Below are 21,035 nucleotides of genomic sequence, written 5' to 3'. Positions count from 1 at the left end.
AAGCCGTCCACCCCATGACACTTTTGGCCAGGTTCCAGAACAGCCGCAACGCCCTCGGGCTCGCGTTCATGCTGCCCGCGGCGGTGCTGCTGCTTCTGTTCCTGACCTACCCGTTGGGGCTGGGCACCTACCTCGGCTTCACCGACGCCAAGGTGGGCCGCGCGGGCCAGTGGATCGGCCTGGAGAACTACGAGTACCTGTGGGGCGATGCCGTGACGCGGCTCGCCCTCTTCAACACGCTCTTCTACACGGCGGTGGCGAGCGTGCTGAAGTTCTTCCTGGGCCTGTGGCTGGCGATCCTCTTGAACCGGAACATCCGCTTCAAGACCTTCTTCCGCGCGGTCATCCTGCTGCCGTACATCGTGCCCACCGCGCTCTCGGCGATCGCGTTCTGGTGGATCTACGACTCGCAGTTCTCCATCATCAGCTGGGCGCTGATGCGGATGGGCCTGATCGACCAGTACATCGACTTCCTCGGCTCGCCATGGAATGCGCGCATCGCGGTGATCATCGCGAACGTGTGGCGCGGCGTGCCCTTCGTGGCGATCACGCTGCTCGCGGGGCTGCAGACGATCTCGCCTTCCTATTACGAGGCCTCGGCCATCGACGGCGCGACGCCCTGGCAGCAGTTCCGCCACGTCACGATGCCGCTGCTCACGCCGATCATCGCGGTGGTCATGACCTTCTCGGTGCTGTTCACCTTCACCGACTTCCAGCTCATCTACGTCATCACCCGCGGCGGCCCGCTCAATGCCACGCACCTGATGGCCACGCTGTCGTTCCAGCGTGCCATTTCGGGCGGCGCGCTCGGCGAAGGCGCGGCCATTGCCATCGCGATGGTGCCCTTCCTTCTGGCGTGCGTGATGTTCAGCTTCTTCGGCCTGCAGCGGCGCGCGTGGCAGCAGGGCGGTTCGGACAAATGAGGAATCTCTAATGAGCAATGCCGGCCAGGTCGACACCGTCGGCATGAGCTACCTCGACACGATCCCGCGCAAGGCGGTGACCGTGTACCTGCCGCTCGTGGTCTTTTTGATCGTGCTGCTGTTCCCGTTCTACTGGATGGCCATCACCTCGGTGAAGCCCGATGCCGAACTGCTCTCGCGCGAGGGCAATCCGTTCTGGGTGATCAACCCGACGCTTTCGCATTTCTACAAGCTGCTGTTCGAGACCTCGTACCCGCAGTGGCTGTGGAACACGGTGCTGGTGTCGGTGGTGTCCACCTTCGTCTCGCTCGCGGCCTCGGTGTTCGCGGCGTATGCGATCGAACGGCTGCGGTTCAAGGGATCGAAGCACGTCGGGCTCTCGATCTTTCTCGCGTACATGGTGCCGCCGTCGATCCTGTTCATTCCGCTGGCGAACGTGGTGTTCAACCTCGGCCTCTTCGACACGCGCTGGGCGCTGATCCTCACGTACCCGACCTTCCTCATTCCCTTCTGCACGTGGCTGCTGATGGGCTACTTCCGCTCGATCCCGGCCGAGCTGGAAGAATGCGCGCTCATCGACGGCGCGAGCCGCTGGCAGATCCTGGTGAAGATCGTGCTGCCGCTGGCGGTGCCCGGGCTCATCTCGGCCGGCATCTTCGCGTTCACGCTGTCGTGGAACGAATTCATCTACGCGCTCACCTTCATCTCCTCGTCGGAGGTGAAGACACTGCCGGTCGGCGTGGTGACCGAGCTGGTGCAGGGCGACGTGTACCAGTGGGGACCGCTCATGGCCGGCGCGCTGCTGGGCTCGCTGCCGGTGGCGTTCATCTACTCGTTCTTCGTCGAGTACTACGTCTCGGGGATGACCGGGTCGGTCAAGGAATAGCGGGACTGGCGCGGGGCTTTCAGTTCCAGCGCGGGACGGCCTCGTCCTTGAGCTGCTGGCGCAGCACGTCGTAGTCGGGCACCACGCTCTCCACGGTTTCCCAGAAGCGGTGCGAATGGTCCATCACGCGCAGGTGGGCCAACTCGTGCGCGACGACGTAATCGATCACCGGCAATCGGAAGTGGATCAACCGCCAGTTCAGCCGAAGCGATCCGTCCGCGCTCGCGCTGCCCCAGCGCGTGGCCGCGTTCGACAGCGACAGCTTCTGCCAGCGCACGCCCAGCAGCGGCGCGAAGTGGTCGAGCCGCTCGATGAAGAGCTTGCGCGCCTGCCGCATGAGCCAGGCCTGCGCGGCATCGCGGATCTGCGAGGGCTCGGCGTTCTGCGCGACCGCCAGCCGCAGGATGCGCGGGCCGCCCGCGACCTCGGCCTCATCGAGCGTGCCGCCGACGCTTGCAAAGCCGTGCTTCGGATCGAGCCGGATCACCACCGGCTCGCCCATGAACGGAAACCCGGCGCCGTCCTTCCACGCGATGCGCGTCGCCTCGACGCGCGCGTGGCGCTGCTGCGTTTCCTGGAGCTTCCGCAGGATCCAGTCGGCCTTTTCGCGCACCGCGGCATCGACGTCGCGCAGCGCGACCCAGCGCGGCGCGCGCACCGACAGCCCTTCGGCGCCGACCAGGAAGCCGATGGTCTTGCGCTTGCCGCGCTTGAATTCGTAGGCCACGCGTGCCGAGCCCAGCACCAGTTCGCGCGTCGCCTGCGGATGGATGAAGCTCGCGAGCGCCAGCGTGTCGCGCAGCGGAATCGCCGGCAGTGCCGGACCGGTGCTCTTGACCTCTTCTGGCGCCGGCACCGCGAAGGGCAACGGCGTCGCGACAGGCGGCGCAGCCTTGCGGACCTTCTTCGGCCGCGGCGCGGGCGGCTCGGGCTGCGTGAATTCGCTGCCCAGCCCCTCGAACAGGTCCATCGTGAACTGCAGCAGCCCCTGCATCTTGGCGCTCCTCTGTTCCTTGGCTAGCGGTACGCCTCGGGATCGAGCCGGTGCATCTCCGCTTCGATCCACGCTTCGACTTCGCGCATCAGCTCGTCGGGCTTGCGGCCCACGCTGGAGATCGCCGGCCCGATCGACACATCGACCACGCCCGGGCGCTTGATGAACGCCTTGCGCGGCCAGACCTTGGCCGAGGTGACGGCAATCGGGATCACCGGCACGCCGGTCTCGCAGGCCAGGCGCGTGCCACCGCTCTTGTAGGTGCCCTTCTGCCCGCGCGGAATGCGCGTGCCTTCGGGGAACATGATGATCCAGATGCCCTGCGCGAGCAGCTTGCGGCCCTGGTTCACCACCTTGTTGAAGGCTTGCGCACGCTGGCTGCGGTCGATGTGGATCATGTCCAGCCGCGCCATCGCCCAGCCGAAGAAGGGCACGTAGATCAGTTCTTTCTTGAACACGAAGGCCAGCGGGTGCGGCATCAGCGTGGGCATGAGGAAGGTCTCCAGCGTGGACTGGTGCTTGACCAGCAGCACCGCGCCGGCGAGTTGGTCGGTCGGCAGGTTCTCCATGCCGGTCACGCGCGTCTTGATGCCCAGCAGCACGCGCGCGCCGCCGATGGCCCAGCTGAGCCATTGCTCGGCCATCCAGTAGAGCGGGATGCCGCGCTTCCAGATCGAACTGACGCACATGATGATGCCCCACGGCACCACGGTGACCAGCATCCAGAGTGCGTGGAGAACGGAACGTATGAACGCCATCAGACAGCTACCTGCAGTGCAGCCCGCGCTTCGCGCACGAGCAGGAAATCGACAAAGGCGGCGAGGTTCTCGTGAACCATCGTGTTCGCCGGATATTCGGGGGGCAGCGGATCCACGCCGATGCAGGCCGCGCCCATGCCCGTGAGCAGGAGGTGCGGCTCGCAGCCGGCGGCCGCGCCCGCCTGCAGGTCGCGCAGGCTGTCGCCCGCGGTCGGCACGCCCTTCAGGTCGATGCCGTAGCGGTCGCCGATCTGCAGGAACAGGCCCGACTTGGGCTTGCGGCAGTCGCAGCCCTCGTCGGGACTGTGCGGGCAATAGAACACCGCATCGACCTTGCCGCCCACGGCCGCGAGCATCTTGTGCATCTTGGCGTGCATGGCGTTGAGCGAGGCCATGTCGAAGAGCCCGCGGCCCAGGCCCGACTGGTTCGACGCGACCACCACGTGCCAGCCCGCATGGTTCAGCCGCGCCACGGCCTCCAGCGCACCGGGCAGCGGCGTCCACTCGATGTCGCTCTTGACGAAGTCTTCGCGGTGCACGTTGATCGTGCCGTTGCGGTCGAGGATGACGAGTTTCATGGCGATGCCACCGGTGGAGGAGTCGTCGAAGGGATCAGACGGCCAGCCGCTCGAGCTGCGCCACGCGGTTCATCGCGGCGTGCAGCGACATCAAGAGGCCCAGCCGGTTCAGGCGCAGGTCGGCCTGCTCGGCATTGACCATCACGCCATCGAAGAAGGCATCGACCGGCTCGCGCAACGCGGCCAGCGTCTGCAGCGAAGCGGTGTAGTCGCCGGCTTCGAACTGGGCGTTGGCGGCGGGCACGACCTTCGCCATGGCGGCGTGCAGCGCCTTCTCTGCGGGCTCCTGCAGCAGCAGTTCGCTCACGTGCGCGTCGGCCTCGGGCGCCTTCTTCAGGATGTTGCCGATGCGTTTGTTGGCGGCGGCCAGCGCGGCGGCGGCGGGCAGTGCGGCGAAGGCGCGCACGGCGGCCAGCAGCTTGGGCACTTCGCCCAGGCGCTGCGGCAGCGGGGCCAGCACGGCGTCGACTTCCTGCGCGCTCGCGCCCTGCTCGCGCAGGCTGCCCGCAAGGCGGTCGAGGATGAAATCACGCAGCTCGACCGTGGCCTTGCCGCTGTCGAAGCCGGCGATGTCCTTGAACTGCGCAGCGGCGTCCTGCAGCAGGGCGTCGAGCCCCAGCGCAAGGTCTTTCTCGATCAGCATGCGCAGCACGCCCAGCGCATGGCGGCGCAGCGCGAACGGGTCGCGGTCGCCAGTGGGCAGGTTGCCGATGCCGAACATGCCGACCAGCGTTTCGAGCTTGTCGGCCAGCGCGACCACGAGGCCGACGGTGTTGCGCGGCAACTCGTCGCCGGCAAAGCGTGGCTTGTAGTGGTCTTCGATCGCATCGGCCACCGCGGCATCGAGGCCGTCGTGCAGTGCGTAGTAGCGACCCATCGTGCCCTGCAGCTCGGGAAACTCGCCGACCATGTCGGTCACCAGGTCGGCCTTGGCCAGTTGCGCGGCCTGCGTGGCCTGTGCGGCGACCTTCGCATCGCCCGGCTTCTCGGCCAAACGTTCCGCGATCGCGCGCGCGATGTGCATCACGCGCTGCACGCGTTCGCCCTGCGTGCCCAGCTTGTTGTGATAGACCACCTTGCCCAGCGACTCGACGCGCGAGGCCAGCGATTTCTTGCGGTCCTGGTCGAAGAAGAACTTGGCGTCGGCCAGGCGCGGGCGCACCACGCGCTCGTTGCCTTGGATGACCGCGCTCGCGTCATCGGGGCTGATGTTGCTGACGACCAGGAACTTGTTGGTAAGCCTGGCCTGTGCATCGAGCAGCGGAAAGTACTTCTGGTTGGCCTTCATCGTGAGGATGAGGCACTCCTGCGGCACTTCGAGGAACTCGCGCTCGAAGCTGCAGACCAGCACGTTGGGGCGCTCGACCAGCGCGGTCACTTCGTCGAGCAGCGCGTCGTCGTGGATCGGCACCGAGCCGCCGCCGACCTTGACCGCAGCCGCCGCGAGCTGGCGCGCGATTTCGGCGCGGCGCGCCTCGAAGCTCGCGATGACCGCGCCCTCGTCCTGCAGCTGCAGCGCGTAGCTGTTGGCATCGCGCAGCACGACCGGATCGACCGCCGCTTCGAAGCGGTGGCCATGGGTCTCGCGGCCCGCCTGGAGGCCCAGTGCCTCGATGGGCACCACGGTGTCGCCATGCAGCGCCACGAGGCCGTGCGCGGGACGCACGAAGCTCACGCTGCTCCAGCCTGGCAGCTCGCAGCCGCTCTCGAGCTGGTAGCTCATCACCTTGGGGATCGGCAGCTTGGCGATCGCTTCGGCCAGCGCCTTCTGCAGGCCCTCGGCCAGCGTCGCGCCCTTGGCGGTGCTTTCGTAGAAGAGCGCTTCGGCCTTGCCGTCCATCGCGCGCTTCAGGCCCGGCACGGCCGAGGCGTCGGCGCCCAGCGCGCCCAGGCGCTTGAGCAGCGCGGGCGTGGGCTGGCCCGAGGCATCGAGCCCCACGGCCACGGGCATGAGCTTTTGCGACACGGCCTTGTCGGCGGCGCCCTCGGCCACGTGCGTGAGGTGCGCGGCCAGGCGGCGAGGCGAGGCGTAGGCGGTGAGCACCGAGCCGGCTTCGGCCAGACCCTGCGCCACGAGCTGGTCGCGCAGCACGCCCGCGAAGGCATCGCCGAGCTTCTTCAGCGCCTTGGGCGGCAGTTCTTCGACGAAGAGTTCGACCAGCAGGGAGTTCTTGTTGTTCATGGGGGTCGTCATCGCTCAGGCGGCTTTCTTCGGAGGCATTTGCGCGACCCATTCGCGCGGCGCCATCGGGAAGCCCAGGCGCTCGCGGCTGTCGTAGTAGCTCTGCGCCACGCTGCGCGCGAGGTTGCGGATGCGGCCGATGTAGGCGGCGCGCTCGGTCACGCTGATCGCACCGCGCGCGTCCAGCAGGTTGAAGCTGTGCGCGGCTTTCAGCACCTGCTCGTAGGCCGGCAGCGCGAGCTGCTCGGTCATGAGGTGCTTGGCCTGCTTTTCGTGCGCATTGAAGGCGGTGAACAGAAACTCGGCGTCGCTGTGCTCGAAGTTGTAGGTCGACTGCTCGACCTCGTTCTGCTTGTAGACGTCGCCGTAGGTGAGGCCATCGGTCCACGTGAGGTTGTAGACGTTGTCCACGCCCTGCAGGTACATCGCCAGGCGCTCCAGGCCGTAGGTGATCTCGCCGGTGATCGGCTTGCAGTCGATGCCGCCGACCTGCTGGAAGTAGGTGAACTGGGTCACCTCCATGCCGTTGAGCCAGACTTCCCAGCCCAGGCCCCAGGCGCCGAGCGTGGGGTTCTCCCAGTCGTCTTCGACGAAGCGGATGTCGTTCTTCTTCAGGTCGAAGCCCAGGGCCTCGAGGCTGCCGAGGTAAAGCTCCAGGATGTTCGAGGGCGCGGGCTTGAGCACGACCTGGTACTGGTAGTAGTGCTGCAGGCGGTTGGGGTTCTCGCCGTAGCGGCCGTCCTTGGGGCGGCGGCTGGGCTGCACGTAGGCGGCCTTCCAGGGCTCGGGCCCCAGGGCCCGCAGGAAGGTGGCGGTGTGCGAGGTGCCCGCGCCCACCTCCATGTCGTACGGTTGCAGCAGCGCGCAGCCCTTGTCGGCCCAGTACGACTGCAGTTTGAGAATGATTTGCTGGAAGGTCAACATGAGGCTGGCCGGCTGAGGCCGGACATTGGACGGTAGCGCGGCAGTGCGCCGCGAAAGCGGACGATTTTACGGGCGGAGGGCAACTCTCCCACAGCCGGCCGGGATGCCGGCCGCTCCCGCCGCCCGGCCAGGCATGCGACAACCACCGGCCGGCCGCACGCGGCAGCCTTTCACACGGTCCTTCCGGGCCCGTCTTTTCCCCGCTCCACCCACATGCAACCGCCCCACATCGGTCCGAACGCCCCGTTTTTCATCGTGCTCAATGCCGGCTCCGGCAGCGAGAGCACCGCCGAGGCCCGCCGGGTCATCGAGGAAGGCTTTGCCGCGGCCGGCCGCAGGCACCGCATCTTCCTGGTCGACGGGCCGGGCCGGGTGCAGGCCCTGGCGCGCGAGGCCGTCGAACGCGCCCGCGCCGTGGATGGCGTGGTGGTGGCCGCGGGCGGCGACGGCACCATCAACGCAGTGGCCGAGGCCACGCTGGGCAGCGGCTGCGCCTTCGGCGTGCTGCCGCAGGGCACCTTCAACTATTTCAGCCGCACCCACGGCATTCCGCGCGACACGGCCCAGGCGCTGCAGGTGCTGCTGACCGAGCAGCCGCGCGCCGTGCAGGTGGGGCTGGTCAACGACCGCGTGTTCCTGGTGAACGCCAGCATGGGCCTGTACGCCGAGCTGCTGGAAGAGCGCGAGACCTACAAGGCGCGCTACGGCCGCAGCCGCTGGATCGCGTTCTTCGCGGGCCTCCTGACGGTGATGCGCGGCCGCCACCGGCACTGGAACCTGCGCATGGCCTGGCGCGGGCAGGAGAAAGACATCCGCACGCCCACCCTCTTCGTGGGCAACAACCCGCTGCAGCTGCTGCAGGTGGGCATCGCGCATGCCGATGCGCCCGAGCAGGGGCAGCTCGCGGCCATCGCGCTCAAGCCGGTCGGGGTGCTGGCCATGCCCGAATTGCTGGTGCGCGGCGCGATGGGCCGGCTCGGCCGCGCCGACCAGGTGCTGAGCTTTCCCTTCGAATCGATGACGGTGAAGGCCGGGCGCCTGCGCTCGCCGCGCCGCGTGAAGGTGGCGACCGACGGCGAGATCGCGTGGACGGAGATGCCGCTGATGTTTCGCGTATCGCCCGAGCCGCTGTGGCTGGTGCGGCCCGAGGTTGCGCCGGAACTGGAAGCGGCCAGGCAATGAGTTGCCTGCTGCAGATCTCCGACCCGCATTTCGGCACCGAGCGGCCCGAGGTGCTGCAGGCGCTCGAGCGCTTTGCCGAGGCGCTGGCACCGCAGGTGGTGGTGATGTCGGGCGACATCACGCAGCGCGCCACACGCGTGCAGTTCGCGGCTGCGCGCGCTTTCGTCGACCGGCTGGCGGTACCCGCCACGCTCGTCATTCCGGGGAACCACGACATCCCGCTGTTCGACCTTGCGGCGCGCTGCTTCTCGCCCTACGGCCGGTACATGGAAGCCTTCGGCGACGACCTGGAGCCGGTGTTCGAGTCCGACGAATGGCTCGTCGTCACCGTCAACACGACGCGCTGGTACCGGCATGAAGACGGCGTGGTCTCGCCCGCGCAGGTCGAGCGGGTGGCGCAGCGGCTGGCGGCCGCAACGCCCGCGCAGCTGCGCGTGGTGGTGACGCACCAGCCGGTGATGGTCACGCGGCAGGAGGACATGTCCAACCGCCTGCATGGCCGCGAGCGGGCCGTGGCGCACTGGTCCGAGGCGGGCGTCGACCTGATCCTGGGCGGCCACATCCACCTGCCCTACGTGCGCTCGCTGCACGATGCGTTCTCGGGCTGCAAGCGCACCGCCTTCGCCGTGCAGGCGGGCACGGCGGTGTCGCACCGCGTGCGCGCCGGGTTTCCGAATTCGGTGAACGTGGTGCGCCTGGGCTTGGGCCTGGACGTGGCCGCCGGCACGCGCGCGTGCCGCGTGGAACGCTGGGACTACGCCGCCGCCGACAAAGCCTTCGAGTGCACCAAAGTATTCCCGCTTTCGCTTGCCAGCAGCGCGGCGCCCCCTTAGGGTGCAGCCGCATGCCGTTGGAAGCTTCCCCTCTCGCCCCCCCTCTCGTTCTCCTTGCCCAGCAACTCGGCGCCCATGCGCTGGGCTGGTTTCTCTCGGTCTGGACCGTGTCGGTGCTCGGCGCCGGCGCCATTTGCCGGACGCTGCAGCGGCGCCATTTCAAGGCGCTCGATGCCGACGAACCCAGCGAGCCGCGCATCGCCCTCGGGCTCGCGGCCGGGTTCCTCTTGATCCTTGCAGCGGCAAGCGTGTTCGCATGGATTGCGTCGAACCTTTCCGACGGTCACTCGATGGGCCTGGCCGACCAGGCGCTCGCCGATGCCATTGGCACCCATGTGCCGTGGGCCGCGCTCGTCGCCTTCAGCTGGCTCACGCACCTGGGCGACTTCGCCTTTCTCGCACCGGTGTGCCTGATCGTCGCCGCCGTGCTGTGGCGCCATGCGCACCGGGGTCTCGCGCTGGGCTGGGTGCTCGCACTCGGCGGCATCGTGCTGCTGAACCCCGCGCTCAAGCACATCTTCGAGCGGGCGCGGCCGCTGCACGACCACGGCCTCGCGTTCGAGACGAGCTACAGCTTCCCGAGCGGACACAGCGCGGGCGCGATCGTGAGTTACGGAATGCTGCTGTACCTGGCACTGCGCACGCTCCCAGCGCGCTGGCATGTGCCGGCGGCGATGGCCGCCGTGGGCGCCATCCTGACCATCGCGTGCAGCCGCATTTTCTTGCAGGTGCACTTTGCGAGCGATGTGGCGGCCGGCCTCTTGACCGGCTTCGCCTGGCTGCTCGTGTGCGTGAGCAGCCTGGAATACGCGCGGCACCGCAAACAGCGGCGCGCGCCGGCCTGAGCATCACCCCGGGCATCCCGGGCGTCTTCGCCGGAAACACCGCGGAACCGGCTTTGCCGGGCCGCAGGTGTTGCCCCCGGAAGGGGGTAGGAGGCTACGCGAAGCGAGCAAGCCTGGGGGAGATCAATACTCCCAGAAGATCCGCTGCAGTTCCTTGGTGTTGCTGGTCTTCGTGAGCGCCACCATCGCCAGGATGCGCGCCTTCTGCGGGCGCAGGTCGTGCGCCACCACCCAGTCGTACTTGTCGTCGGGCTGCTCGGCGTTGCGGATCACGAAGCCGTCGGGCACGCGCGAGCTGCGGATCACGATCACGCCGTCGGTGCGCGCCTTCTGCAGGTTCGGCACGATCCGGTCGGCCACCGAGCCATTGCCCGTGCCGCCGTGGATGAGCGCCTTGGCGCCGCTCTTGGCGATCGCGTCGATGGCCACCGACGACACGCCTTCGTAGCCCATGGCGATCTCCACCGGCGGCAGCGCGTTGATGCTGTCGATGTCGAATTCCGAATTCATGGTGTGGCGCTTGACCGGCGCGCGGAACCAGTAGTTCTTGCCCTCCACGATCATGCCCAGCGGCCCCCATTGGCTGGAAAACGCGCTGGTCTTGATGTTGACGTTCTTGCTCACGTCGCGGCCGCTGTCGATGTTGTCGCCCATCGTCACCAGCACGCCCTTGCCCATGGCGTCCTTGCTGCCCGCCACGTTGACCGCGTCGTACAGGTTGAGCGCGCCGTCGGCCGAGAGGGCCGTGCCCGGACGCATCGAGCCGACCACCACGATCGGCTTGTTGGTGTGCACCGTCAGGGTCAGGAAGTAGGCGGTTTCTTCCAGCGTGTCGGTGCCGTGGGTGATGACGATGCCGTCCACGTCCGCCTGCTTGGACAGCGCCGAGACGCGCTTGGCCAGCGTCAGCAGGTTGTCGTTGGTGAGGCTTTCCGATGCGACCTGGAACACCTGCTCGCCGCGCACGTTGGCGACCTTGGCGAGCTCGGGCAGGCCGGCGATGAGCTTGTCGACGCCGACCTTGGCGGCCGCATAGGTGGCGCTGTTGACGGCCGAGGCGCCGGCGCCGGCGATGGTGCCGCCGGTGGCCAGGATCACCACGTTCGGCAGTTGCTGCGCCTGCGCGAGCGCGCTCGCGGCAAGCAGGGCGGCGCCCGCGGCGAAGGCCCGGAAACGGGGAGAGAGGTACATGGAAGACTCCTTGGTCTGAGGTGAAATTCTGGAAGCGGCGAGGAAGATACATGAACCGTGCCCGCATGCGCTGCATCGCCATGCCGGCATGGCATGCGGCCATGCCTTGCGGCACGGCGGGCCGCCATGCGCCTTGGGATTACCATCGGCCGGGCGCCCGCCGCCTCCTTCCAGCATGACCTCCGACACTGCCGCCCTGCCCCCCGCCACCGCCCAGGAAATGCCCGCCCCCGACGGCCCGCTGTCGCGCGCACGCCCGGGGCGCGAGCGCATCATGGCGGCCATCCGCACCGCGGCGGTGGCCGAGTTCAGCCTGCACGGCCTGAAGGGCACCTCGACCCAGGCCATCGCCGCGCGCGCCGGCCTCACCAAGCCCCAGCTGCACTACTACATCGCCGGCAAGGAAGAGCTCTACGAGGAGCTGCTCATGCAGGTGCTGCACGCCTGGAAGGTGGTGTTCTCGTTCGAGGACGCGAGCGACCCGGCCACCGTGCTGGGCGACTACATCCGAAAGAAGCTGGACCACGCGATCGACAGCCCCGAGATGTCGCGCATCTTCACGCGCGAGATCCTGGACGGCGGCCGCAACCTGGACCGCTACTGGCCCAACGCCCGCGCCTGGACACAGAAGAAGGTGGACATCATCAACGGCTGGATCGCGCGCGGGCAGATGCGCCCGCTCGATGCGCGCATCCTCCTCATGCACATCTGGGCCATGACCCAGAGCTACGCCGACTACGCGATCCAGACGCGCGTGATGCTGGGCCTGCCGCCCGATGCGCCCATCGACCGCGAACCCATCGCGCGCGAGCTGGTGGCCTTCGTGCTGGGCGGCTGCGGCATCAAGGCGACGCCCTGACCTCCCAGGCGCGGCCCGTCGGGTCGGCCATCGCGAGGCGCACCACCTCGATGAAGCGGCGCAGCCGCGCGGGCTGGAAGCGCGCGGGCGAATAGGTCAGGTACACGGGCAGCGGCGCCGCATGCCACTGCGGCACCAGCTGCACCAGCCGGCCGGCGGCGATGTCGTCGTTCATGAGCCAGGCCGAGCCGATGCAGGCACCCAGCCCCATGACGGCCGCGCTGTGCAGCGCATAGAGGCTGTCGGTGCTCATGCGCGGGCGGATCGGCACCCGCGCGAGCTCGCCGCTAGGCCGGTGCGTGAGCTGCACCTCGTTGCGATAGAAGGTGCGCAGCGCGATCCAGGGCAGCCCGGCCAGTTCCGAGGCGTGCGTGGGGGGCTTGCGGCCTTCCAGCACCGACGGCGCGGCGACCACCACGCGCGGCACCTCCGAAAGCTTGATGGCCACGGCCATGGTGTCGGTCACCTCGCCGACCTGGATCGCGCAATCGACGCCCTCGGCGATGAAGTCGGGCCGCCGGTCGTGCAGCAGCCATTCGACGGCCACCCGGGGATAGGCGCGCAGGTACTCGGCCAGCGGGCCGACCAGCAGCCGCTGCCCCAGCGCATGCGGCGCCACCACGCGCAGCGTGCCCTCGGGCTCGTCGCCCACGCCGCGCAGATCGGCCTCGAAGGCGCGCCAGTTGGCGATCAGTTCCTTGGCGCCCTCGTAGCAGCGCTCGCCGTCCTCGGTGAGCTTCATGGCGTGCGTGGAGCGGCGCAAGAGCCGCACGCCCAGCGAGCGCTCCAGCGCCTGCAGCCGGCGGCTCACGGTGGGCTGCGTCGCGCCCATCCGCAGCGCCGCGGCCGAGAGGCTGCCGGCCTCGACGATGTGGACGAAGGTCTGCATCAGCTCGATGCGGTCGGCGGCGGGGGGTGAATTCGGCATTTCCTCGCTCTTTATGCGCATTACGTATAGACATTGTGCAATCCACAGGGCTACCAAGTACATCCCAAGAGGAGCACATTCCAGCCCTAGCCAGAAAACCAAGGGTTATCACCATGTCTTCCATTCAAACACTGCATGCCCACCCAGGCGCCGCACCGGACGGCCAGGCGCTGCCGGCTTCGCTGGTGCTGCTGCTGGCCACCGCCGCGGGCCTGTCGGTGGCGTCGCTCTACTACGCGCAGCCGATGCTCGGCGTGCTGGGCGCCGACATCGGCGCCTCCATCCGCGCGGTCGGCTTCATCCCCACGCTGACGCAACTGGGCTACGCGCTCGGCATCCTGCTGCTGGCGCCGCTGGGCGATCGCTTCGACCGGCGCCGCATCGTGCTGATCAAGGCGGCAGCGCTTTGCGCCGCGCTGCTGGTGGCAGGCGCCGCGCCGTCGATCGGCGTGCTGCTCGCGGCCAGCCTGGCGATCGGGCTTGCGGCCACGATGGCGCAGGACATCGTGCCCGCCGCCGCCACGCTCGCGCCCGAAGCCTCGCGCGGCAAGACCGTCGGCACGGTGATGACCGGGCTGCTGCTGGGCATCCTGCTGTCGCGGGTGGTGAGCGGGTTCGTCGCCGAGCACTTCGGCTGGCGCGCGATGTTCATCGCGGCGGCGGCCAGCATCGCGCTCATCGGCGCGGCCGCCTGGCGCGGGCTGCCGCGCTTTCGCCCGACCACGCACCTGGCCTACGGCGCGCTGCTCGGTTCGCTGGGCACGCTGTGGTCGCGCCACGGCACGCTGCGCCGCGCGGCACTGGCACAGGCGCTGCTGGCGGTGGGCTTCAGCGCGTTCTGGTCGACGCTGGCGGTGATGCTGCATGGCGCGCCCTTCCACCTGGGGAGCGCCGCGGCAGGCGCCTTCGGGCTGGCCGGCGCGGCGGGTGCGCTCGCGGCACCGCTGGCAGGGCGCCTGGCCGACCGGCGCGGCCCGCAACTGGTGACGCGCCTGGGCGCCGGACTGGCCGTGGTGTCGTTCGCCGCCATGGGGCTCGCGCCGCTGATGCTGCCGCACGCGCAGCTCTGGCTGCTGGCCATCGCGGCCGTCGGCTTCGACCTGGGCCTGCAGGCGACGCTGATCGCGCACCAGACCATCGTCTACGGCATCGAGCCCGGCGCGCGCAGCCGGCTGAACGCGGTGCTGTTCACCAGCATGTTCATCGGCATGGCGGCCGGCTCGGCGCTGGGCGCGCTGGCGCTCGCGCAGTGGGGCTGGGCCGGCGTGACGTGGCTTGCGACCGGCACGGCAGCGGCGGCACTGGCCGTGCGGCTGCTGCCCGCGCCCCGCAAGCCCTGAGCCCGATGCTTCAGTCGGCGCAGCGGAAGGACGCCGCGAGGTTGACGTCGCCCGACCCCTTGTACGCCGGCCACTTCGGGTAGTCGCACAGCGGCCGGGTGCGGCCGGGCACGCCGGCCGTGTCGGTCGTCACCTGCCCCGTGGGCGCGGTGCCCTTCTCGGCCCATTGCTCCAGGGCCGTGAGCGAATCCCACGTCGCATTGAAGACGCTGCTCACCGCATGGCCCAGGCCCGCGACCTCGTAGTAGCGCACGAACGAATCGACTTCCGCGAGCCCCAGGCGCGACTGCAGCCGCTGGTAGTACTGCTCCGTGGCCCGCGTGCTCACCAGCACGTCGGCCAGGCCGTGGGCCAGCAGCAGCTTGCCGCCGCGCGCCTTGAACGCGGAGATGTCGGTGCTGACGTCCAGCTGCGTGCTCAGCGAACTGATGCGATTGGCCCACGGGCCGGCGTTTTCCGGATCGAGCGAGAGCGAGTCGTACAGCGGATCGCGCGTCACCGAGTACTTGATCCACTGGTCGGTCAGCACGCTGACGTAGGGCGCGGTCGCGGGCATCGGGCGCCCCGGCGGCGAGGTGCCGAACGCGAGGAACGTCACCACCGGCTCCAGCGGCGAAGTCCAGGTGGTGATGCCCAGGTCCGCGCCCCACACGTTGTAGCCCGGGTACTGCGTCTCCCCGCTCGCGAGCAGGTAGTTGAAATTGGTCGGCGTATTGATGGTCTTCAGTGCCGTGATCTGTGCATCCGAGAGACAGGTGTTGCCCGTGTCCGCGCCGCCCGGGCAGCGCACCGCGACGCCGGCCAGCGTGGCGGTCGACGGATCGAAGCGCGCATTGCACAGGTTCTGGTTGCTGATGAGGCCGTCGGTCGCGCCATCGAGCGCGTCGCAGGCTTCCATCGCGGCCTTGAACAGCACCTCGCGCTTCGCGACGTTGGGATAGGCGCCCGGCTGCGCAAGCGCGCGGCTCATGCGGTGCCCGGCCAGCAGCGCCGACGCGTCGTTCCACGCGGGGTACCACGCGATCGCGCCGTCCCAGTCCGCGGGCCAGCGCTGGATGGCGGTCAGCGCCTCGCGCCCGCCCGTCGATCCGCCGGCGAAATACGCCTTCGCCGGGCTGGCCGCGTAGCGCGTCTTCACCAGCGAGAGCGCGACGTCGTGCACCTTCTTGAGCACGTCGCCGCCGAAGTTGCGCACGGCCTCGTCGTTCAGGCCGAACGAGCCGTCCTGCGAGCCGAGCGCGTTGGCCTGGTGGCCCGAGTCGCTCGCGAAGGTGGCGTAGCCCCGGCCCAGCGGCGTGGGCTGGTCGACGGGACCGTTGGGCACGTTGCTCTTGACGCTCGGAATGGTGCCGTTGAACCCGCCACCGCCGAACATGACGACCTTCTGGTTCCAGCGCGTGGGCAACGCCAGCTGGAAGAGGATGTTGGGCGCCGTCGCATCGACCGGCGCGATCTTGCCCGCGACTTCGCAGTACTCGGGCACGGCCGCCGCGCCGCTGCCGCTGGCGGCCACGGTCTTGACCGACGTCACGGTGGCGCCGGAGGTGGGCAGGCCGATCGCCGATGCGGCGACGGTCATGCCCTGCAGCTGGTCGCAGGTGAGCGCAACGGGCTGCGAAGGCGGCGGCGGTGCGGCCGGGGGTGGCGCGGCGGGCGGCGGCGCGGCAGGGGGCAGGGTCACGAACGGGAAGCCCCCGCCGCCACTGCCGCCACCACCGCAGCCGGCAAGCATGGCGGTCGCCGCGAGGCAGGCCACGGCCACAAGGGCCAGGTCTCTGTTGCTGGATTTCATTGGGTCTGTCTCCGATGTCGTTGCAGGTTGCTTACGCGGCCTTCTTTCGAGGCCCGACAAAGTCTCGCGCGCGCCCCTCTCGAATCCAATGTGCGAACCCGACACCGCGGGGGCGAATCCGATGTGGTGCCCCCATGCAGTGAAAACCCTCGCCGCGCGGCGGCGTGCGCTCTATGCGCCGGGCAGCGCCATCTCGATGCCGGCCTTGGAAAGCTCCAGCTGGTATTGCTCGAACCCCGTGCCGGGCACGCGCTCGTCCTGGCGGTCCAGGATCTCTTCCATGCGCGAGCGGATCTGCGCCACCGGGTCTTCCGCGTCGCCGATGAAGATGCCCTGCGTCATCGTGACGTTCGCGCTCTCGAAGCTGCCCGCGCCCGCCAGCAGGATGGTGCGCGTCGGCGCGTCCTCGCCCACCAGCGCGACGAGGCCCGGGCTCACGTTGGCCGGCGCGAGCCGGGCCAGCGCCTCGGGCGGCAGCACGCCTTCGGTCATGGCCGTCGCGGCCGTGGGCGCGAGGCAATTCACGCGGATGTTCTGCCTGGCGCCTTCGAGCGCCAGCGTCTGCATGAGGCCCACGAGCGCCATCTTCGCGGCGCCGTAGTTGGACTGGCCGAAGTTGCCGTAGAGGCCCGACGAGGACGTCGTCATCACGATGCGGCCGTACCGGCGCTCGCGCATGTGCTCCCACACGGCCTTCACGCAGTTGACGGCGCCCATCAGGTGCACGTCCATCACCAGCCGGAAATCGTCGAGCGACATCTTGGAAAAAGTCTTGTCGCGCAGCACGCCGGCGTTGTTCACGAGGATGTCGACGCGGCCCCATTCGCCGATGGCGCGCGCGACCATCTGTTCCATCTGCGCGAAATCGGTGACGTTGCCGCCGTCGGCGATGGCCAGGCCGCCGGCCCGCACGATCTCGTCGGCGACCGCGCGCCCCGGCGAGCCTTCGTGCCTGCCCGCCACGTCGTTGACCACGACGCGTGCGCCATGCCGCGCGAGCGCCATCGCATGCGCCTTGCCCAGGCCGCTGCCGGCCCCCGTGACGATGGCCACGCGGCCTTCCAAGAACTTGTTCATTGCTACTCCTGATTGATGAATGGCTTGCTTCGGCGCGGCGTTCAGAACGCGACCGCGTCCCGACCCTTCAGGCCCAGCATGGCGCGCGCCTCGTCGGGCGTGGCGATCTCGAGCGATAGCTCCTCGAGAATCCGGCGGATCTTTCGCACCTGCTCGGCGCACGATTTCGCGAGCTGGCCTTTGCCGAGATAGAGGCTGTCCTCGAGGCCCACGCGCACGTTGCCGCCCATCACCGCGCCCATGGTCAAAAGCGGCATCTGGTGCCGGCCCGCGCCGAGGATCGAGAAGCGGTAGCCGCCGCGGCCGAAGAGCCGGTCGGCGGTGGTGCGCATCACCACGAGGTTCTCCGGGTCCGGCCCCAGGCCGCCCAGGATGCCGTAGATGCTCTGGATGAAGAGCGGTCCCTTGATGAGCCCCTCGTCCACGAAATGCGCGAGGTTGTAGAGGTGCCCCACGTCGTAGCACTCGAACTCGAAGCGCGTGCCGCAGTCCTCGCCCAGCACCTTCAGGATGTGCTTGATGTCACGGAAGGTGTTGCGAAAGATCAGGTCCTCCATGCCTTCGACATACGGCTTCTCCCAGTCGTGCTTCCACTCGGCGATGCGCCGCGAGGCCGGGTGGATCGAGAAGTTCATCGAGCCCATGTTCAGCGAGCACATCTCGGGCTTCGCTTGCAATGGATAGGCCAGGCGCTCCTGGAGCGTCATGCGCGTGCTGCCGCCGGTGGTGATGTTGATGACCGCGTCGGTGGCGTCGCGGATGCGCGGCACGAACGCATCGAAGATCTTCGGGTCGGCCGAGGGCCGGCCGTCCTTCGGGTCGCGCGCATGCAAGTGCAGGATGGCGGCGCCCGCCTCTGCGGCCTCGATCGATTGCTCGGCGATCTGGTCCGGCGTGAGCGCCAGGTGCTCGGACATCGTCGGCGTGTGGACCGAGCCGGTGACCGCGCAGGAAATGATGACCTTGTCTTGGGTGGTTGTGGTTGCCATGTGGAGGTTCGCAGCGGTGAATGAAAAACAGCGTGAGGTCAGACCGCGAGCCACTCGGCCACGAGCTTCTCGTTGGCCGTCAGTTCCTGCGGCGTGCCCTCGAAGACGATGCGCCCGTGCCCCATCACGCACACGCGCGTGGAGACCTTCAGCGCAATGGCCAGCTTCTGCTCGACCAGCACGACCGAGACGCCCTTGCGGTGCATGTCGCGGATGCATTCGGCCACCTGCGCGACGATCTTGGGCGCGAGACCCTCGGTGGGCTCGTCGATCAGCAGCACCAGCGGATTGCCCAGCAGCGAGCGGCACATCGTGAGCATCTGCTGCTCGCCGCCCGACATGCTGCCGGCCTTGGTGTTGCGGCGCTCCTTCAGGCGCGGGAAGTAGTCGAACATCTCCTCGATGCGCCAGCGGTGCGCGCCGGGCACGGGCGTCTGCTCGCCCATGCGCAGGTTCTCGTCCACCGTGAGGTTGGCGAACACCTCGCGCTCCTCGGGCACGTAGCCGATGCCGGCGCGGCAGATGGCGTAGGGCCTCGCGCCCGCGAGCTCGCGGCCTTGCAGCCGGATGCGGCCGGAGGTCGGCGTGACCAGCCCCATGACGGCCTTCATGGTGGTCGAGCGCCCCGAGCCGTTGCGGCCCAGGAGGCTCACGACTTCATTGCGTGCCACCTGCAGGTTCACGCCGTGCAGGATGTGGCTCTTGCCGTAGTGCGCGTGCAGGTCTTCGACGTGCAGCAGCGTTTCGGTCGCGGCGCTCATGCGGCCGCCTCCTCGCCCAGGTAGGCTTCCTTCACGCTCGCGTTGGCGCGGATCTCGTCGGGCGTGCCGGTCGCGATCACCTGGCCGTAGACCAGCACGCTGATGCGGTCGCTGAGCGCGAACACCACGTCCATGTCGTGCTCCACGAGCATCAGCGCCCGGCCGCGCGTGACCTCCAGGATGAGCTCGGCCGTGTACTGCGTTTCCTCGTTGGACATGCCCGCCATCGGTTCGTCCAGCAGGATCACTTTCGGGTCCGATGCGAGCGTCATCGCGATCTCGAGCGAGCGCTGTTCGGAGTACGCCATCTCGCCGGCGATCGCGTCCGCGCGGGACGCGAGCCGCACCAGCGCCAGCAGCCGGTAGGTCTCTTCGCGGACGCGCCGGTCGCTGTCGATGAATTTCCAGAACGCATACGCGAGCCCGTGCGGGCGCATCACCGCGAGGCGGACGTTCTCGAACACGCTGAGCTTCGGAAAGATGTTCGTGATCTGGAACGAGCGCGCGAGGCCCAGCCGGTTGATCGCCTGCGGCGTGCGGCCGCCGATCGAATGGCCGTCGAAATGGATCGTTCCGGCGCTCGGCGCGAGGTGGCCCGAGATGAGGTGAAAGAGCGTGGACTTGCCCGCGCCGTTGGGGCCGATGAGCGCGTGCCGCTCGGCGCCGTGCAGGTCGAGGTCCACGCCGCGCATGATTTCGGTCGGACCGAAAGCCTTGCGCAGGCCCCGGATGCTGAGGATGGGATCGCTCATGCGGCACCTCCCGCGCGCTCGGTGGCGTGCTTGAGCTTTCGCTGACCGAACCATGCGAGCAGGGCGCCGGTGCCGATGAGCACCACCGGCACCGCCCACGTCATCACCGCGGTCGGCGACCAGGTGCGCGCGAGCAGCGTGACCGGCGGCCACGCGCCGCCCGCGGCGAGCTTGGCCATCGCGCGGTAGTCCTGCGAGAAGATGCGCTGCAGCATCTCGACCGCGAACGCGCCGCCCATGCTCAAGAGCACTGCGGCGGCGATCGACAGCAGCGCCAGCGGAACCAGTTGCGCCACGCCGATGCGCTGGCGCAGGCGCCCGGTGGTGCCGATGAGGCCCGCGAGCCCCGAGGGCATGAACATCATCACCAGCACGAACAGGATGCCCTGGTAGAGCAGCCACGACTGCGTGAGGTCGGACACGGCGTAGCCGAAGAAGGTCATGAGCGCCGCGCCGAACGCGGGGCCGAGGAACACCTTGACGCCGCCGATGTAGGTGTTGAGCACGACCGCGGCCGACAGCGCCGGATCGAACACCACGTAGTTCGCCGATTCGTTGGACACGACCTGCAGGCCGCCCGCGATGCCCGAGAACATCGCCGAGATCGCGAACACCAGCATGCCCAGGCCGTGCACGTTGTAGCCGAGGAACCGCAGCCGGTGGCTGTTCTCGCGAAGGCCGTACGCGAGCCGCCCCATCGGCGTGCGCGTGAACAGGTACAGCAGCCCGACCGACAGCAGCACCCAGGCGAGCGTGAGGTAGTACACCTGCGTGGTCGAGCCGAAATCCAGGCCCCACGCCGGCATGCGCATGGTGGACACGCCGGCTTCGCCGCCGAAGAGGCCCTTCAGGTGCGGCGCGAGCGAATGCACCAGCTCGGCGATCGCGAGCGTGATCATCGCGAAGTAGGTGCCGGTGCGCTGGGTCGCGAACCAGCCCGCGATGCCGCCGAAGACGAGCCCGCAGACGGCGCCCGCCAGCGGCATCAAGGGCGTGGGCAGCAGCCCCGCGCCGCCGATGGCGTTCATCGCGTGGACGGTGCCGAACGCGCCGACGCCGAAGTAGGCCGCGTGCCCGAAGGACAACATGCCCGCCTGGCCGCACAGCAGGTTGTAGGCGCTCGCGAACAGCGCGGCGATGAGCATCTGGATGGCCGCGTTCAGCAGCCCCTGCGACAGCAGGAACGGCAGGGCGACGAGCGCAGCGACGCCCGCGAGGACAAAGAGAAGACCGGTCTTCAT

Annotated in this window: 20 protein-coding genes; 7 read left to right on the top strand and 13 right to left on the bottom strand. The window is 68.8% G+C overall.

Going from position 1 to position 21,035, the window contains the following annotated elements; all coding sequences use genetic code 11:
- The first annotated feature begins 14 nt into the window (after positions 1 to 14).
- The gene (locus BM133_RS29650; RefSeq protein ID WP_093442170.1) at positions 15 to 923 is read left to right on the top strand and encodes a carbohydrate ABC transporter permease; all 909 of its coding nucleotides are present in this window, start codon (positions 15 to 17) and stop codon (positions 921 to 923) included.
- A gap of 10 nt (positions 924 to 933) precedes the next feature.
- Positions 934 to 1,809 carry a carbohydrate ABC transporter permease gene (locus BM133_RS29645; protein ID WP_013543745.1) on the top strand — a complete coding sequence of 292 codons (876 nt, stop codon included), beginning with the start codon at positions 934 to 936 and terminating at the stop codon, positions 1,807 to 1,809.
- 19 nt (positions 1,810 to 1,828) lie between these two features.
- Here the strand turns inward: BM133_RS29645 and BM133_RS29640 are convergent, their stop codons facing one another.
- From BM133_RS29640 to glyQ, 5 genes are read right to left on the bottom strand one after another with little or no spacing between them, the layout of a single operon-like run.
- Positions 1,829 to 2,803, bottom strand: a complete 975-nt coding sequence (locus BM133_RS29640) for a M48 family metallopeptidase (RefSeq protein ID WP_256219394.1) — start codon at positions 2,801 to 2,803, stop codon at positions 1,829 to 1,831.
- Between the two features lie 23 nt (positions 2,804 to 2,826).
- Positions 2,827 to 3,561 carry a lysophospholipid acyltransferase family protein gene (locus BM133_RS29635; protein ID WP_093442167.1) on the bottom strand — a complete coding sequence of 245 codons (735 nt, stop codon included), beginning with the start codon at positions 3,559 to 3,561 and terminating at the stop codon, positions 2,827 to 2,829.
- Complete coding sequence (gene gmhB, locus BM133_RS29630) at positions 3,561 to 4,139, bottom strand: D-glycero-beta-D-manno-heptose 1,7-bisphosphate 7-phosphatase (RefSeq protein ID WP_093442165.1); 579 nt, start codon at positions 4,137 to 4,139, stop codon at positions 3,561 to 3,563. Before gmhB ends, BM133_RS29635 begins: the two co-directional genes overlap by 1 nt.
- Before the next feature lie 34 nt (positions 4,140 to 4,173).
- Positions 4,174 to 6,321 carry a glycine--tRNA ligase subunit beta gene (gene glyS, locus BM133_RS29625; RefSeq protein WP_093442162.1) on the bottom strand — a complete coding sequence of 716 codons (2,148 nt, stop codon included), beginning with the start codon at positions 6,319 to 6,321 and terminating at the stop codon, positions 4,174 to 4,176.
- 15 nt (positions 6,322 to 6,336) lie between these two features.
- A complete protein-coding gene (gene glyQ, locus BM133_RS29620) occupies positions 6,337 to 7,245 on the bottom strand; it encodes a glycine--tRNA ligase subunit alpha (RefSeq protein WP_093442160.1) in 909 nt (302 codons plus the stop codon).
- Positions 7,246 to 7,458: 213 nt separating this feature from the next.
- On the opposite strand from glyQ, the gene BM133_RS29615 reads away from it, so the two are divergent.
- Genes BM133_RS29615 through BM133_RS29605 form a run of 3 tightly spaced genes read left to right on the top strand, consistent with a single transcriptional unit; the run spans position 7,459 to position 10,105 of the window.
- A complete protein-coding gene (locus tag BM133_RS29615) occupies positions 7,459 to 8,427 on the top strand; it encodes a diacylglycerol/lipid kinase family protein (protein WP_093442157.1) in 969 nt (322 codons plus the stop codon).
- Entirely contained in the window at positions 8,424 to 9,260 is an 837-nt protein-coding gene (locus BM133_RS29610; RefSeq protein WP_093442155.1) for a metallophosphoesterase family protein, read from the top strand. Before BM133_RS29615 ends, BM133_RS29610 begins: the two co-directional genes overlap by 4 nt.
- Before the next feature lie 11 nt (positions 9,261 to 9,271).
- Entirely contained in the window at positions 9,272 to 10,105 is an 834-nt protein-coding gene (locus BM133_RS29605) for a phosphatase PAP2 family protein (protein WP_093442152.1), read from the top strand.
- 123 nt (positions 10,106 to 10,228) lie between these two features.
- Here the strand turns inward: BM133_RS29605 and BM133_RS29600 are convergent, their stop codons facing one another.
- Complete coding sequence (locus tag BM133_RS29600) at positions 10,229 to 11,296, bottom strand: asparaginase (RefSeq protein ID WP_093442149.1); 1,068 nt, start codon at positions 11,294 to 11,296, stop codon at positions 10,229 to 10,231.
- A 175-nt stretch (positions 11,297 to 11,471) separates the two neighbouring features.
- Between BM133_RS29600 and BM133_RS29595 the strand changes: the two genes are divergently transcribed.
- Positions 11,472 to 12,155 carry a TetR family transcriptional regulator C-terminal domain-containing protein gene (locus BM133_RS29595; protein WP_177224980.1) on the top strand — a complete coding sequence of 228 codons (684 nt, stop codon included), beginning with the start codon at positions 11,472 to 11,474 and terminating at the stop codon, positions 12,153 to 12,155.
- Here the strand turns inward: BM133_RS29595 and BM133_RS29590 are convergent.
- Positions 12,139 to 13,083 (bottom strand): LysR family transcriptional regulator, encoded by a 945-nt coding sequence (locus BM133_RS29590; RefSeq protein WP_177224979.1) that lies wholly within the window; start codon positions 13,081 to 13,083, stop codon positions 12,139 to 12,141. The genes BM133_RS29595 and BM133_RS29590 overlap by 17 nt on opposite strands.
- 113 nt (positions 13,084 to 13,196) lie before the next feature.
- On the opposite strand from BM133_RS29590, the gene BM133_RS29585 reads away from it, so the two are divergent.
- Positions 13,197 to 14,423 carry an MFS transporter gene (locus BM133_RS29585; RefSeq protein ID WP_093442144.1) on the top strand — a complete coding sequence of 409 codons (1,227 nt, stop codon included), beginning with the start codon at positions 13,197 to 13,199 and terminating at the stop codon, positions 14,421 to 14,423.
- A gap of 10 nt (positions 14,424 to 14,433) precedes the next feature.
- Here BM133_RS29585 and BM133_RS29580 read toward each other — a convergent pair whose 3' ends face one another.
- The 6 genes from BM133_RS29580 to BM133_RS29555 form a co-directional block, all read right to left on the bottom strand.
- Positions 14,434 to 16,215: a tannase/feruloyl esterase family alpha/beta hydrolase gene (locus tag BM133_RS29580; protein WP_093442142.1), complete on the bottom strand. Its 1,782-nt coding sequence runs from the start codon at positions 16,213 to 16,215 to the stop codon at positions 14,434 to 14,436.
- Positions 16,216 to 16,386: 171 nt separating this feature from the next.
- Positions 16,387 to 17,292 carry an SDR family NAD(P)-dependent oxidoreductase gene (locus tag BM133_RS29575; RefSeq protein WP_093442139.1) on the bottom strand — a complete coding sequence of 302 codons (906 nt, stop codon included), beginning with the start codon at positions 17,290 to 17,292 and terminating at the stop codon, positions 16,387 to 16,389.
- Positions 17,293 to 17,333: 41 nt separating this feature from the next.
- The gene (locus tag BM133_RS29570) at positions 17,334 to 18,281 is read right to left on the bottom strand and encodes a 3,5-dioxohexanoate:acetyl-CoA acetone transferase (RefSeq protein ID WP_093442137.1); all 948 of its coding nucleotides are present in this window, start codon (positions 18,279 to 18,281) and stop codon (positions 17,334 to 17,336) included.
- A gap of 38 nt (positions 18,282 to 18,319) precedes the next feature.
- Positions 18,320 to 19,042, bottom strand: coding sequence for an ABC transporter ATP-binding protein (locus tag BM133_RS29565; RefSeq protein ID WP_093442134.1), 723 nt, complete (start codon positions 19,040 to 19,042; stop codon positions 18,320 to 18,322).
- Complete coding sequence (locus BM133_RS29560; protein WP_093442132.1) at positions 19,039 to 19,794, bottom strand: ABC transporter ATP-binding protein; 756 nt, start codon at positions 19,792 to 19,794, stop codon at positions 19,039 to 19,041. Before BM133_RS29560 ends, BM133_RS29565 begins: the two co-directional genes overlap by 4 nt.
- Entirely contained in the window at positions 19,791 to 21,035 is a 1,245-nt protein-coding gene (locus BM133_RS29555) for a branched-chain amino acid ABC transporter permease (RefSeq protein ID WP_093442129.1), read from the bottom strand. Before BM133_RS29555 ends, BM133_RS29560 begins: the two co-directional genes overlap by 4 nt.

The organism is Variovorax sp. 770b2 (assembly GCF_900115685.1).
Classification (GTDB): domain Bacteria; phylum Pseudomonadota; class Gammaproteobacteria; order Burkholderiales; family Burkholderiaceae_C; genus Variovorax.
Note: the sequence above shows the minus strand (reverse complement) of the source record. Positions and strands in the feature narration are given on the sequence as shown.